This window comes from Acidobacteriota bacterium (assembly GCA_040754075.1).
GTDB lineage: Bacteria > Acidobacteriota > Blastocatellia > UBA7656 > UBA7656 > JBFMDH01.
This window is the reverse complement of sequence record JBFMDH010000011.1, coordinates 200,511-215,184: the sequence shown is the minus strand read 5'-3', so window position 1 is coordinate 215,184 and position 14,674 is coordinate 200,511. Positions and strand designations below refer to the sequence as shown.

Below are 14,674 nucleotides of genomic sequence, written 5' to 3'. Positions count from 1 at the left end.
GCAAGCGAATTGGCAAAAGTGTTATGATGCATCGAGACCTTCCTCCGGTTCTGTGTGGTTTTGCAACTAACAGAGTAACCGAGGGAGGTCCTTTTTTTAATTGTCAACCGACTTTGTTACAGCCCTGCTCTCCAAGCATCAATCGAACCATCGTGGAATTGAAACCAGCATCCTGAATTGCTCACGCTTGGCATAGCGTATGCATCAATCGAACCATCGTGGAATTGAAACTTATTTTTCGGCTGGACGGTGTAGATGGAAAAGCATGCATCAATCGAACCATCGTGGAATTGAAACAAATCCTCATCATAATTACCCTCTTCTTCGTCGAGGGGCATCAATCGAACCATCGTGGAATTGAAACGCACTTTGATTTACTGGGTCACGACCGCAATTGCCCGGGCATCAATCGAACCATCGTGGAATTGAAACCGGCGGCAAGCCGATGAAAGGTAATCTGGCAATCCTTGCATCAATCGAACCATCGTGGAATTGAAACGAGTGCGTTCACCACCTGAGTTTTGCGCTATCGCATGCATCAATCGAACCATCGTGGAATTGAAACCACCTTGCACCAGAGTAAGCGCCATCATTACGAAAAGCATCAATCGAACCATCGTGGAATTGAAACAGTTTAAGGCAGGGGTATACGAGAAATCCCTTGCCGGCATCAATCGAACCATCGTGGAATTGAAACTTAAAACACTGCCGTCCGAATCGAAAAAAATAGCCGTGCATCAATCGAACCATCGTGGAATTGAAACTGAAGTTCAGGCAGTTGTCGGGATTTGAGAAGTATAGCATCAATCGAACCATCGTGGAATTGAAACCGGTTTTTGTGTCGCCGTCGCCATTTTTTCTGCTCGCGCATCAATCGAACCATCGTGGAATTGAAACTTGCCCACGTTGCGTCACCGTAACCAGTGACGTTGTGCATCAATCGAACCATCGTGGAATTGAAACTGCGCTTTGGTGATGGAGTAATTGCGCCGAAGCCAAAGCATCAATCGAACCATCGTGGAATTGAAACTATGCCCGGCTCCTGGTCTTCGGAAGGCTGGGCGTCGCATCAATCGAACCATCGTGGAATTGAAACAATGAAGATGCGCGAAAGCGACCTTTCAATTTTGCGTGCATCAATCGAACCATCGTGGAATTGAAACATCACAGACCTCAACTCGCGAGTCATTGGGCAGTTCGCATCAATCGAACCATCGTGGAATTGAAACTTTCTTCGACGAATAAACTATCTTGTTGAAATAAGGCATCAATCGAACCATCGTGGAATTGAAACACACAACGACATGCATTGCTGGCAGAAATTCAAGCTGCATCAATCGAACCATCGTGGAATTGAAACGCTGGATATGTGGATTTTGTGGAATAAAAAAATGAAGCATCAATCGAACCATCGTGGAATTGAAACATTTAAATTCTCACTGATTGACCTGGAATTCTTCTTGCATCAATCGAACCATCGTGGAATTGAAACTAAGAAGAATAGATCGATTCAGCAATCGCAATCGCCGGCATCAATCGAACCATCGTGGAATTGAAACGTTGAAGGTATAGTATACGAATAATTTACTCCATCGGCATCAATCGAACCATCGTGGAATTGAAACTATTATCTTGATAAGGAAGATGAATTTCAAAGACTTGCATCAATCGAACCATCGTGGAATTGAAACATGCAGAGCAAAGGTACAAGCAGTCTTGTAGATTTTCGCATCAATCGAACCATCGTGGAATTGAAACGAGATAGATTTCTGACTCTTCTCCTCTTTTCCCGTTGCATCAATCGAACCATCGTGGAATTGAAACTTGCTCCAAAAGTGCGAGCAAGGTGGCGCTGAGGATGCATCAATCGAACCATCGTGGAATTGAAACTCAACGTCGCATCGCCCGCCAGCGTGGCGATTATCCAGCATCAATCGAACCATCGTGGAATTGAAACTTTACGGCTGCTGCCGGAGCAAAAGAGATTGCTGCGGGCATCAATCGAACCATCGTGGAATTGAAACTCGAAAGTGGTTGAAGAAATGTGCCGGGTTTGTTGTGCATCAATCGAACCATCGTGGAATTGAAACCTGTGGACGCTAATACGCCTTTTTCTTTTCCTAAATCGCATCAATCGAACCATCGTGGAATTGAAACCAGTTTGGTGTTTTGAAATGGTTGACTGGAAAAAGTGCATCAATCGAACCATCGTGGAATTGAAACATTATTCACGACTCGAACACGATTTCAGAGCACCGGGCATCAATCGAACCATCGTGGAATTGAAACGCAGCGATGGCAAGGCAAAGCGAAGCCGCAATCATGTGCATCAATCGAACCATCGTGGAATTGAAACCCCAACCGGCAATCGCTGAACACGCCTGGTGGTTAGCGCATCAATCGAACCATCGTGGAATTGAAACTTTGATATAGCGACAATCAGCGTGGTTAGCAAAACGGCATCAATCGAACCATCGTGGAATTGAAACTTTTTGAGGTCTTCTTTTGTGGGATGACCTTGTAGTGCATCAATCGAACCATCGTGGAATTGAAACCACAGGTTTCTAATTCAGCGATAGATAAATCTCTGGCATCAATCGAACCATCGTGGAATTGAAACTAACTTATTGAGCTTGTCGAGGTTTAAACGGTAGTAGCATCAATCGAACCATCGTGGAATTGAAACTCGGTTGTAGTTGGGTTTTCAGAAATTCCTTGTGTGGCATCAATCGAACCATCGTGGAATTGAAACTCATACAGTCCTCTCATAACTTGGTCATCAGTCCCATGCATCAATCGAACCATCGTGGAATTGAAACACACCTACAGCGAAAATCTGCGGCTCAAAATGAAAGGCATCAATCGAACCATCGTGGAATTGAAACCGTGCCGCATTTGGAGTGGGGTTTTGCAAACGCGAGCATCAATCGAACCATCGTGGAATTGAAACATAAACCTAAAAAAACATCGCTTCTATTATTGCTCTGCATCAATCGAACCATCGTGGAATTGAAACCGTCGGTATCGAGCAACTCATTTAAGGCTCGACTGAGCATCAATCGAACCATCGTGGAATTGAAACAGCGTCGAATCGTTTCCGGTAAAAATAGCGCGCAGGCATCAATCGAACCATCGTGGAATTGAAACTGTCCTAGTCGTATATAGCCTGCATGGGATAAGTGTGCATCAATCGAACCATCGTGGAATTGAAACTAGCCTTGCTATAAGCCTCCCATCGCCCTTTGATTTGCATCAATCGAACCATCGTGGAATTGAAACATTCGTGCGGTTGCAGCATCCGAAAGCGAATATCGAGCATCAATCGAACCATCGTGGAATTGAAACTTTATCTGATAGGAGAACTATGCAATTCTTTATCATGCATCAATCGAACCATCGTGGAATTGAAACCGCCCTAAAGAAGGGCTTCTGGTAAACCCACGGAGGGCATCAATCGAACCATCGTGGAATTGAAACGATTGCAAAGCCTCATCAATCGCGGCTTCGGTGAAGCATCAATCGAACTATCGTGGAATTGAAACCTGGTTTCGATGGCGCACAGGGCGACACTGGCGCGCGCATCAATCGAACCATCGTGGAATTGAAACACATTGAGCTTCGCAATTTCAATTTAACCGTGCTTGGCATCAATCGAACCATCGTGGAATTGAAACACACACCGGGGATGGGCAATTTTTACGGCGGCCCGGGCATCAATCGAACCATCGTGGAATTGAAACTAAAAATATCGAGCGTGGCTATTGCCCTTGTGTCCGCGCATCAATCGAACCATCGTGGAATTGAAACATGTCACTTTCAATCGATGTTGCAAAGTTGCTCCATGCATCAATCGAACCATCGTGGAATTGAAACGATTGCCTGAAAACGAAAGCAAATTGAAAAATAAATGCATCAATCGAACCATCGTGGAATTGAAACCATTCTCAAGGATCGTTCGCAGGCAACAGGGGAATTGCATCAATCGAACCATCGTGGGATTGGAAGGTTGGTCAGAAATTAGATAATCAATAAACCTTCCCACTCAGCTCAATTCACCTGAAGACGGGTTGATGCCGAATAACGACCAGCGCAGCCAGTTTAAATCGGTTCGTGATTTAATCAACGGGAGCAGTTGATGCCAAGTAAAGACTCGCGCCAGCCTGCAAATCAATACAAATCGCCTAAACCGGAAATCAAGACATTGGCACACTCGATGTTGAAAAAATGCCGATAAACCGGGCTTATTCTGAATGTGTCGTGTACCAGGCTGCTGCATTCCGGTTTAGGGAACTTTTGGCGGGCATCATCAGCGCACACACACCCGCGAATTACGCCTACTCTTTGTCGGCGAAGGTGCATCCCCATCACCCAACCCCATCGCCAGTCATAAAACTCGTTATCGAAACCATAAAAACATTTCGTGATACATATCGCTTTTAAGGCTTTATAACCGACTTGCAGAGGGTTACGATAAAAATGCATATGAACGCGGATGTGGGAAGTACCCCGATAACTTTAAGCGAAATTTACAATCAGGCAAACGCTTGTCAGAAAACCATCGCCCTTGCTCAGTCTCGATTTGCAGCGATTGCCTCACTCTTACCTTTAGAACAATACACCGACATTCTCATTACCGGTTGCGGTTCATCGCATCATCTGGCGATTTGCGCTTCGTTTGCCTGGAGTGAAATGCTCGGTCGTCCGGTCACTGCCATTGCCGCATCGGAATTGATGCATTTTCCCGAACATTACCTGCCACCTCATGCCCGACCGCTGGTGCTGGCGATTTCGCGTAGCGGCGGAACCACCGAAGTCAAACTCGCCGTCGAGCGATTGCAACGCCAATACGCGGCGCGCGCCATCGCTATGGTTGGCGAAACCGGCGGCAGCGTGGCAAGCGTCTGCGACGTCGAACTGGCGTTTACCGAATGTTACGAGCACTCAGTGGTGATGACACAGGCATTCACCTGTATGCTCACCGGGTTTTATCTGTTGGCGGATGCCATAGCCGGTGGCGCGCGCCGCGCCGAGATTGCCACCTTGCCCTCGCTGATTTCGGCGGCGCTTGAACTGAGTGAAGCGCGGCTCCGGCAAATTGCCGAAGATGAGCGGTTCACCCGCTTCATCTTTTTAGGGTCGGGCGCCATGAAAGGGCTTGCCGATGAATGCGCTTTGAAGGTCACCGAGATGGCGCTTGAAGCGGCGCTCAGCTATCGCACGCTGGAATTTCGTCACGGCCCGAAAGCGGCTCTAGATGCCGGTTGCCAGGTGATTATCTTTCCGGTCAAAGATGAACTGGCGCATCTCCGTACCTTGCTTGATGAGATTGAGGCGACCGGCGCAAAAGCCCTGGTGGTGACAGATGAACGCGCCTCTTTGGTTGCCACCGACAGAGATGCGGTTCTGGGAATAAAAAACAACTTGTCGGGAATTTTTCTGACAGCGTTGTATGCGCACGTAGGCCAGTTGATGGCTTACTGGCGCGCTAGTCTGCGCGAAGCCAACCCGGATGCGCCGCCGCATCTGGCGCGCACCGTTTTATTGAATGTTTGAATTTTTAAGCCCCTGAATTTCGTGACCCGGTCACGAAGTTTTTATAAGTCGTAAAGGAAGTTTTATGTCGACAGCCGTGACACATCATACGAGCATAAGCCAGCCGGTAGCCCCCCAGCCGCTGCGCGAAAGAGCGACGCGGGAGGTCTATTTTTTAGGCATTGATGGCGGCGGCACGAAAACCGATGCCATCATTACCGATGCCAACCTGCGGGTTATCGGTCAAGGCATCAGTGGCGGCGCCAATCCCCATCGCATAGGCTTTGATGAAGCCGTCAGTCACATCGAAGATGCGGTTGAAGCGGCGCTCAAAAAAGCCGGACTGCAAATCGAAAATATCACCGCCGCTTGTTTTGGCATCGCCGGCGTCTCTCATCCGCTCCACTACCACAAGATGAAAAAGAAACTCGAAAGCAAACTCGGAATTCAAAACCTTGAACTGGTCACTGATGCCAGAGTTGCGCTGACCGGCGCGCTTGATGGCAAACCCGGCGTCATTGTCATTGCCGGAACCGGGTCGATTGCTTTCGGCATCAATGAAGCCAGCGAAGAGGCGCGCTCAGGCGGTTGGGGGCCGACCTTCAGCGATGAAGGGTCAGGCTATGATATTGCCCGCCAGGCGTTGAAAGCGATTGCCGCATCCGAAGACGGACGTTCGGAGGCGACGCTTTTAAAAGACCTGGTTTTCCATAAACTCGGGGTTAAAAATCTCGCCGATTTGCCAAGCGTGATTTATACCGATGAAGCCAAGCCGGCGCGTATTGCCGAACTCGCGGAAGTGGTTGCCGAAGCCGCCGAGCGAGGCGACAGAGTGGCGCAGGAGATTTTAGAAGGCGCAGGTCGCGAGCTTGCGCAAATGGCAATTGCGGTGATTGAGAAACTCGGCATGCAGCAGCAGGCGTTTCGCGTGGCTTGCGTCGGAAGCGTTTTCAAGTCCGGCAAATTTTTGAGCGAACCTTTCCGTCGCGCCATTGTGGAATACGCGCCTCGGGTGGAAATCGGCGAGCCGCTCAATTCGCCGACCATCGGTGCCATCAAACTTGCAGAATCGTCAGTGGTGAAATACTAGATGTGAGATGTTGAGGTCAGATACTTTAATCGTTTGCGGTTGCTTTCCCGCACCTGAACGGTTATAAGGTGGCAGTCATTTGCCTGACATCTTTCATCTGACATCTTCATATGCAACTACATACACTCGACCTTATCGTTCTCATCGTTTATATGCTCGCGGTGACTGGCGTCGGTTGGTATTTCGGGCGCAAACAGGCAGACATCCGCGATTATTTTCTTTCGGATAAAAACGTTCCCTGGTGGGCGCTTGCGGGATCAATCGTTGCAACCGAAACCTCGACGGTAACGTTTATCAGCGTTCCGGCATTCGCCTTTGCCGCCAATGCAGCAGGCGAAGGCGGCAACCTGACCTTTTTACAACTGGTCACCGGCTACATGCTGGGTCGCCTGGTGATCGTGTTTCTTTTTATCCCGCTCTATTTTCGCGGCGAACTGTTTACGGTTTATCAGGTACTCGATAAACGTTTCGGCGGCACCGTCAAGCGCACGGCTGCAACGCTCTTTTTAATCACCCGCTCCTTTGCCGATGGCATACGCCTCTATTCGACGGCAATCGTTCTGGTCGCGCTGACGGGATGGAACTACCCGACATCGATTTTAATCATCGGGCTGGTGACCATCGTTTACACCTATCTTGGCGGGATGTCTGCGGTGATTTGGACAGACGTTGTGCAACTGGTGATTTATGTCGGCGGCGCGTTGGTTGCCGCAGTGATTTTGCTCAACCTTATCCCCGGCGGTTGGGGCGAAATCGTCGCGGTTGGCAATCAGTATCATAAATTTCAGCTCTTTGATTTTACGATGAGCCTCGGACGCAGTTACACCTTTTGGGCGGGAATCATTGGCGGCGCATTTTTAACCACCGCAACCCACGGCACAGACCAGTTGATGGTGCAACGTTACCTGTGCAGCAAAGGCGCCAAACAGGCGACCGTTGCCCTGTTGTCGAGCGGGGTGGTGGTTTTCCTGCAATTCATTCTGTTTTTGTTCATCGGCATTATGCTCTTTGTATTTTACAACCACGCGGGCATTGCCGCGCTGCCTGCGGAGGTCGCCGCGAAAGCCGATAGCGTGTTCCCCTATTTCATTGTCACACAACTGCCGCGCGGCTTGGTCGGACTGGTGATTGCGGCGATTTTTGCGGCAGCGATGAGCACGCTCTCATCATCGCTCAACTCATCCTCGGCAACCGCGGTGACCGATTTTTATCAATCGCTTTTTGCCAGGGGTAAAAGTGACGAGCATTACTTGAAAGTCTCGCGAATCCTCACCGCAGGGTGGGGGATTGTGCAAATCATCGTGGCGATTATTGCCATCACTATGAACCGGCGCGTAGTTGATGCAGTGCTTGCCATCGCGTCGTTTACCAACGGGCCGGTGCTCGGATTGTTCTTTTTAGGCTCGCTGACCAAATCTGTCGGGAAACGCGGCGCATTGGTTGGCGTCATCACCGGCATTCTGTTTATGGCGTTCGTATGGTTGCAGTTGAAGGTTTCATGGCAATGGTATGTGTTGATTGGTTCAACCGTGACCTTTGTGGTCGGTTACCTGGCAAGCCTCGCGCTTGACCGCGAAAAAATTTTAGAGCAAGCGGCGGATTAAGAATTTTCAATGGGAAAAAATAATTCACTACTGAGACAGAAAAGAAGAAGGGGAGAAAGGGAGAAGGGGAGAAAGGGAGAGAGCACATCTTTCACCTCTTCACCTCTTCACCTCTTCACCTCTTCACCTCTTCGTGCGTCTCGGTGTCTCGGTGGTTCAAACATTTTTAAAGCTTTGGCGTTGAATTCAGTTATTGCCTGTCTGGTTATTACGCTTCTGCCTTTGTCTCTATTGGCGCAACGGCGCGCCAATGCCAATCAATCGCTATCGAAACTCGCGGTTGCCGCGCCGGAATCCGTCGGCATGGATAGCAAACGCCTGGCGTTGATTGATGAAGCGGTAAACGATTCCATTAAACGCAAAGAGACGCCGGGCGCGGTCGTGTTGATCGGACGACAAGGCAAAATCGTTTATCGCAAAGCCTTCGGCAATCGCGCCGTTGAACCGCAGACCGAAGCCATGACCCTGGATACGATTTTCGATCTGGCGTCGCTTACGAAAGTCGTGGCGACCGCGACCGCGATGATGATTCTTGTCGAACAAGGCAAGGTAAGACTTGGCGACCCGGTCTGGAAATACATTCCCGAATTCAACAAAGCGGGCAAAGCCAATGTCACGGTTGAACAACTGCTTACGCATCGCGCAGGCTTTGTGCCTGATAATTCGATTCACGATTATGAACACGGCGCAGCGGAAGCGATGCAGCGCATCTACGAACTCAAACCCGATTACGAACCCGGCACCAAGTTCATCTATTCCGATGTCGGTTACATCGTCGCAGCGGAAATCATCAGGCGCGTTAGTGGAAAAACGGTTGGTCAATTTGCTAGAGAAAACGTCTTTGTGCCTCTTGGTATGTTATCTACCGGCTTTATACATCAAAAATATGGGTTGGACCCTTATGCGCTGCATAGGTCAGAGACAACTCCGATAGGGAAAATGACATTTCTTGCAACCTATGCTCCCCTAGCCCAGTTTGCACCAACTGAAAAACGAGTTGGTCGTGAAGGCAATGAGCGAGATTTTATGCGCGGCGAGGTTCACGACCCGCGTTCGTATCTACTTGGCGGCGTAGCCGGACACGCGGGACTGTTTTCAACTGCCGATGATTTGGCGGTCTTTTGCCAGATGATTTTAAATGGCGGCACCTATAACGGCAGGCGCATTCTCAGCCCTTACGGCGTCGAACGCATGACCCAGCCGCGCGGCACGCCGCTTGGTGAAATGCGCGGACTCGGTTGGGACGCGGGCACGACCTTTTCATCCAATCGCGGCGACCTCTTTCCGCTCGGCACCTTCGGGCACACAGGCTTTACCGGAACCAGTCTGTGGATTGACCCGACCAGTCAAACCTTCGTGGTCTTTTTATCGAATCGCGTGCATCCCAACGGCAAAGGCGATGTCACGCGCATTCGTTCATTCGTCGCCTCAATCGTTGCCAGTTCAATTATTGCGCCGCCCTTTGCGCCAATCTTTGAACACGTCGCCGCGAATGATTATTACGCCGAGCCGCGCACACAACCCGCGCGCGCGCCGGTTATCGAACAGGTGCACCCCGTACTGACCGGCATTGATGTTTTAGTGCGCGATAATTTCAAACAACTCGAAGGGCGCAACCTCGGACTCATCACCAATCACACGGGCAAAGACCGCGCCGGTCGCGCCACCATCGATGTATTTGCGGCGCAGAAAAATTTAAAACTCGTGGCGCTCTTTTCACCTGAACACGGGCTGCGCGGACTCGAAGACAATTTCGTCGGCAACACCAAAGACGAAAAGACCGGCTTGCCGGTTTATAGCCTCTACGATTCAAAGACCAAACGCCCGACCGATGAAATGCTCGCAGGCATTGATACGCTGGTCTTTGATATTCAAGACATTGGCTGTCGCTTTTATACCTACATCACGACCTGCGGCTATGCAATGGAAGAAGCGGCGCGCCGCAACATCAAATTCGTGGTTCTTGATCGTCCCAATCCGATTAACGGCAACGACGTCGAAGGCGCAGTAGCCGATGAGGACTTGACTAAAAATTCGTTTATCGCCTATCACCCTTTGCCTGTGCGTCACGGCATGACGGTTGGCGAATTGATGACCATGATTAATGCCGAAAGAAAAATCGGCGCGGATTTGACGGTGATTAAAATGGCTGGCTGGCGACGCGCAGACTTTTTCGATGCGACGACATTAACCTGGATTAATCCATCGCCGAATATGCGAAGCCTCACCGAAGCTTTGCTCTATCCGGGAATCGGCTTGCTTGAAACTACCAATGTATCTGTGGGGCGCGGCACTGATACACCGTTTGAAGTCGTCGGCGCGCCTTACATCGATGGGCAGAAACTCGCCGAACAACTCAATCAGGCGGGACTCGCGGGCGCGCGTTTCGTGCCGGTGCGCTTTACGCCGAAAGCGTCGAAATTTGCCAATGAAGAATGCGGCGGCATCAATATCATCATCACCGACCGGGCAACTTTTCGACCTGTGACAACCGGAATCGAAATCGCTTATTTGCTTTATCGGCTTTATCCAACTGTATGGAAGGTGGATGACTATTTGCGGTTGCTGGTCAATCGCCGGACGCTTGCGGCGCTCAAAGACGGCAGGTTGCCGCATGAGATACGGGGGCTTTGGCGCGAGGGTCTATCGGAGTTTAACAGTGTCAGGCAGAAGTATTTATTGTATTAGTTTGTAAAATCATCGGTGAGAGACCGATGCCGGAAAAGTTTGAGGAAATCCAGGTCACTCGACTTGGCGTCCGCAGCGAAAACAATTTGCTGCACGGCGCGGAGTATGATACTTAAATTCAAGCTTTTTCTAACGAATCGCTTTACTCTCTTTTCAATTCAATAAAAACCTGTGGTGAAAAAATATTATTGAATTGAGGAGTCCGCTCTTTAGGAATTGTCTTAAGACGGCATATTAAATCGCCGTCAGGGTCTTAGAAATTAACATACGGAGGAAATCTTATGCTGATGAGATACCATAAGCTCATATGTCTGGTGCTGGTGCCGATGCTGCTCGGCGTCTGCCTTGTACCGGTGAAAGCGCAAGACATCACGGGCAGCATTTCAGGAATCGTCAGAGATGCCAACGGCGCAGTGATTGCCGGAGCCACAGTTATTGTCAGAGATATTGGCAAAGGTATTGTGGTGCGCACGCTTACTACGGATTCCGATGGGGCATACTCTGCGCCTTTACTGCCCATCGGTCGTTATTCGGTGTCCGTCGAAGCCGCAGGCTTCAAACGCTATACCAAAACCGACATCGAACTCAACGTCAATGACCGGATTACGGTTGATATCAATCTCGAAGTCGGCGGCGCAACCGAAGAGGTGGTGATTCAAGCTGCGCCCACGCAGGTCGAATTGCAATCGGCTTCGGCAGCCGGACTGGTTTCAAATGTCGAAGTCCGCGAGTTGCCGCTCAATAATCGCAACTTCATTCAACTGGTTACTTTGCTTCCGGGCGTGAGCGGCGGCAACGTTGACCAGCCTTATATCGGCACCACCAACCCGTTCGGACAAACCAACGTCTTGCAAATTTCCATCAACGGGGCGCGCTCCAGCCAGAACAGTTGGACAGTCGATGGCGCGGATAACGTTGACCGGGGGTCAAACCTCACCTTGCTCAACTATCCCAGCGTTGATGCGATTGCCGAATTCAAAGTGCATCGCAATCATTACACCGCCGAATTTGGACGCAACGCCGCCGGCGCGGTCAACGTCGTCACCAAATCGGGCGGCAAGGAATTTCACGGCAATTTTTATGAGTTTTTCCGCAATGACAAACTCAATGCCAATACCTATTTCAATAATTTGACCGGTCGCTTCACTTCAAACCCCAACGCCAAAGCCCCGGATGTCATTGTTGCGGTGGGCGACCCGCGCGATGGCAAAGAGCGTACCCCGCGACCACGACTGCGCTATAACAATTTCGGTTACACCATCGGCGGTCCGGTGTTCATTCCGGGACTGTACGACCGCGACCAGAGCAAAACCTTTTTCTTCTTTTCGCAGGAATTTCGTCGGGTGATTAACTATGCCAATTTCAATGCGACGGTTCCGTCAGCCGCAGAACGACAAGGGGTTTTCTCGCAGCCCATCTGCATTGCCACTAATGCAGCGGGAACCACCTGCACGCAATCGGCAACGTCAATAGGCAATATCAATCCGGCGGCGCAAGCCTATATCACGGACATCTACAGTAAACTGCCATTGCCGAACTCCGGAACCAATACGCTCATCAGCAATGCAGGAAGCATTTTTAATCACCGGCAGGAATTGGTGCGCATAGACCATAACTTCAACACCAATCTCACCTTCGCCGTGCGCTATCTGCATGACACCATTCCGACGGAGGAGCCGGGCGGGTTATTCACGGGCAACGCTTTGCCGGGCGTAGCAACCACCAAGACCGATTCGCCGGGCTATAGCTGGGTGTTTCGCAGCGTTCAAACCCTGACGCCGAATCTATTGAATGAATCGGGCTATGCCTTTTCTTATGGCGCGATTATCAGCGACCCCACCGGAGCGGTTTTGAAAGACAATTCGCCGAATGTTGCATCGGCAATCAAACTGCCTTTCGCCGTAACCCTCAACCGCATACCGAGTGTTTCTCCCGGTTTCAGCGGCACCGCCGGGTTCGGTCCTTACGATGACTTCAATCGCAATCACAACATCTACGACAACCTGACCTGGCTTCGCGGTTCGCATACCTTGAAGTTCGGCACCAGCATTCATTTCTACCAGAAGACCGAAAATGCCGGTGGCAATAACGTCGGCAGTTTCACTTTTGCGACCTCGCCGAGACCTGCGGGAAGCACCGCCACTACGACACAACAGGCGTGGGCTAATTTCCTGCTCGGTAAGGTGGCAACCTTTACACAAGCCTCTCAGGATTTAACTCCTGACATTCGTTCACGCCAGTTTGAATTTTACGTACAGGATGATTTTCGCTGGCGTCCGAACCTGACCATCAATTACGGCTTGCGTTATTCATTTTTCCGTCAGCCTTATGACAAAGCCGGATTGCTCACCAACTTCGACCCGGCGGCTTACGACCCGGCGAAAGCCTTTCAGATTAACCCGACGACCGGCAATCGCGTGCCTGGTACGGGCGACCCGCTCAATGGCGTCATCGTTGCCGGTTCGACTTCGCCTTATGGCGACAAAATAACCCCGGAATTTAATAAAGGGTTAGCGCCGGTTTTCGGCTTTGCCTGGGACCCGTTCAAAGATGGCAAGACAGCGATTCGCGGCGGCTATGGCTTGAGCTATGACGTAGTGCTCGTCGGCATCCTTGAACAAAATATCTTTGCCAATCCGCCATATGTGCAGAACGTCACCATTAGCAACACCGTGTTGAATGACCCGGCATCGGTATTGCCGAGCATTTCGGCTGCGCCGCTCGCTTTGCGCGGTGTGCAGAATACCGAAGATGCTCCTTACATTCAGCAATGGAGTTTTGACATCCAGCGAGAAATTGCCAAAAACCTCATTGTTGATGTGGGTTATTATGGTTCAAGAGGTGTACATCTGATTGGTGTGGTTGACATCAATCAAGTCGCGCCGGGGGCTGCGGTTGCTGCCGGTATCATTCCTGCCGGTACGCAGGTCACCTCAGCCTTAACTCCAAGACTCAATGCCGTTCGTCCGTACAAAGGCTACACGGCAATCAACACCATTCAACCGTGGTTTAACTCGAATTATCATTCGATGCAGTTTTCAACCGAAAAACGCTTTGCGGACAGCTCGCTCGTGCGGCTCTCTTACACCTGGTCACATGCGTTGACCGATGCGCAGACCGACCGCAGCAGTTCACCGCAGAGCTTCTATCAACGTTCAGAGGATTACGGGCCGGCGCAGTTTGACCGTCGCCATGTGGTCTCGATTAACTATGTCTACGCCTTGCCGTTTTTCAAAAAACAGGAAGGCATCTTCGGACAAATTCTCGGCGGTTGGCAACTTTCCGGTATCATCAGCGCCGGTACAGGCTTGCCGCAAACCATCACCACCACCGGTACAGACCCCGGAGCGGTGGGCTTTTTGGGACCCAGTGCTTCGTCAGGACGTCCTGACCTGGTTGGCGACCCCAATCTGTTTTCCAAAGTTCGCACCCGCACCAAATGGTTTGAGACCAGCGCCTTCGCGTTGGTGCCGGCAGGCGTAACCCGCATCGGTGGCGCGCCGCGCGGCGCTTTCAGCGGTCCCGGCTATCAGCGTTGGGATATGACCCTGGGCAAGCGCTTCAGAATTACCGAAAACATGAGATTGCAATTCCGCGCGGAAGCCTACAATCTCTTCAACCATACCAACTTCAGCGGTCTCAGCACGGTGTTCGGCAGCACCACCTTCGGACAGGTGACGAGCACCCGCGACCCGCGCTTGATTCAATTCGGATTGAAACTCAATTACTGATTTTCAGTTGTTGAGTTTTGCCGCGAATG

6 protein-coding genes and 1 CRISPR repeat array are annotated in these 14,674 nt (G+C 50.6%); of the genes, 5 read left to right on the top strand and 1 reads right to left on the bottom strand.

Annotation, left to right across the window (positions count from 1 at the left end):
- Positions 1-135: 135 nt before the first annotated feature.
- Positions 136-4,005: a CRISPR direct-repeat array (repeat unit 30 nt; unit sequence GCATCAATCGAACCATCGTGGAATTGAAAC).
- A 162-nt stretch (positions 4,006-4,167) separates the two neighbouring features.
- Positions 4,168-4,482 carry a hypothetical protein gene (locus AB1757_14260; protein MEW6128201.1) on the bottom strand — a complete coding sequence of 105 codons (315 nt, stop codon included), beginning with the start codon at positions 4,480-4,482 and terminating at the stop codon, positions 4,168-4,170.
- Here AB1757_14260 and AB1757_14255 point away from each other — a divergent pair.
- The 5 genes from AB1757_14255 to AB1757_14235 all read left to right on the top strand — a co-directional run bounded on the left by AB1757_14255 (position 4,477) and on the right by AB1757_14235 (position 14,645).
- Positions 4,477-5,553 carry an SIS domain-containing protein gene (locus tag AB1757_14255; GenBank protein MEW6128200.1) on the top strand — a complete coding sequence of 359 codons (1,077 nt, stop codon included), beginning with the start codon at positions 4,477-4,479 and terminating at the stop codon, positions 5,551-5,553. The genes AB1757_14260 and AB1757_14255 overlap by 6 nt on opposite strands.
- Positions 5,554-5,617: 64 nt before the next feature.
- Positions 5,618-6,622: a BadF/BadG/BcrA/BcrD ATPase family protein gene (locus AB1757_14250; GenBank protein MEW6128199.1), complete on the top strand. Its 1,005-nt coding sequence runs from the start codon at positions 5,618-5,620 to the stop codon at positions 6,620-6,622.
- Positions 6,623-6,732: 110 nt separating this feature from the next.
- Positions 6,733-8,226, top strand: coding sequence for a sodium:solute symporter (locus tag AB1757_14245; GenBank protein ID MEW6128198.1), 1,494 nt, complete (start codon positions 6,733-6,735; stop codon positions 8,224-8,226).
- A 180-nt stretch (positions 8,227-8,406) separates the two neighbouring features.
- A complete protein-coding gene (locus tag AB1757_14240; protein ID MEW6128197.1) occupies positions 8,407-10,914 on the top strand; it encodes an exo-beta-N-acetylmuramidase NamZ domain-containing protein in 2,508 nt (835 codons plus the stop codon).
- 281 nt (positions 10,915-11,195) lie between these two features.
- Positions 11,196-14,645, top strand: coding sequence for a carboxypeptidase regulatory-like domain-containing protein (locus tag AB1757_14235; GenBank protein MEW6128196.1), 3,450 nt, complete (start codon positions 11,196-11,198; stop codon positions 14,643-14,645).
- Positions 14,646-14,674 lie beyond the last annotated feature (29 nt).

Excerpts from the sequence above, each read along its gene's own strand:
- AB1757_14245 (MEW6128198.1), top strand. The coding sequence starts at position 6,733 with ATGCAACTACATACACTCGACCTTATCGTTCTCATCGTTTATATGCTC.
- AB1757_14260 (MEW6128201.1), bottom strand. The coding sequence starts at position 4,482 with ATGCATTTTTATCGTAACCCTCTGCAAGTCGGTTATAAAGCCTTAAAA.
- AB1757_14250 (MEW6128199.1), top strand. The coding sequence starts at position 5,618 with ATGTCGACAGCCGTGACACATCATACGAGCATAAGCCAGCCGGTAGCC.
- AB1757_14235 (MEW6128196.1), top strand. The coding sequence starts at position 11,196 with ATGCTGATGAGATACCATAAGCTCATATGTCTGGTGCTGGTGCCGATG.
- AB1757_14255 (MEW6128200.1), top strand. The coding sequence starts at position 4,477 with ATGCATATGAACGCGGATGTGGGAAGTACCCCGATAACTTTAAGCGAA.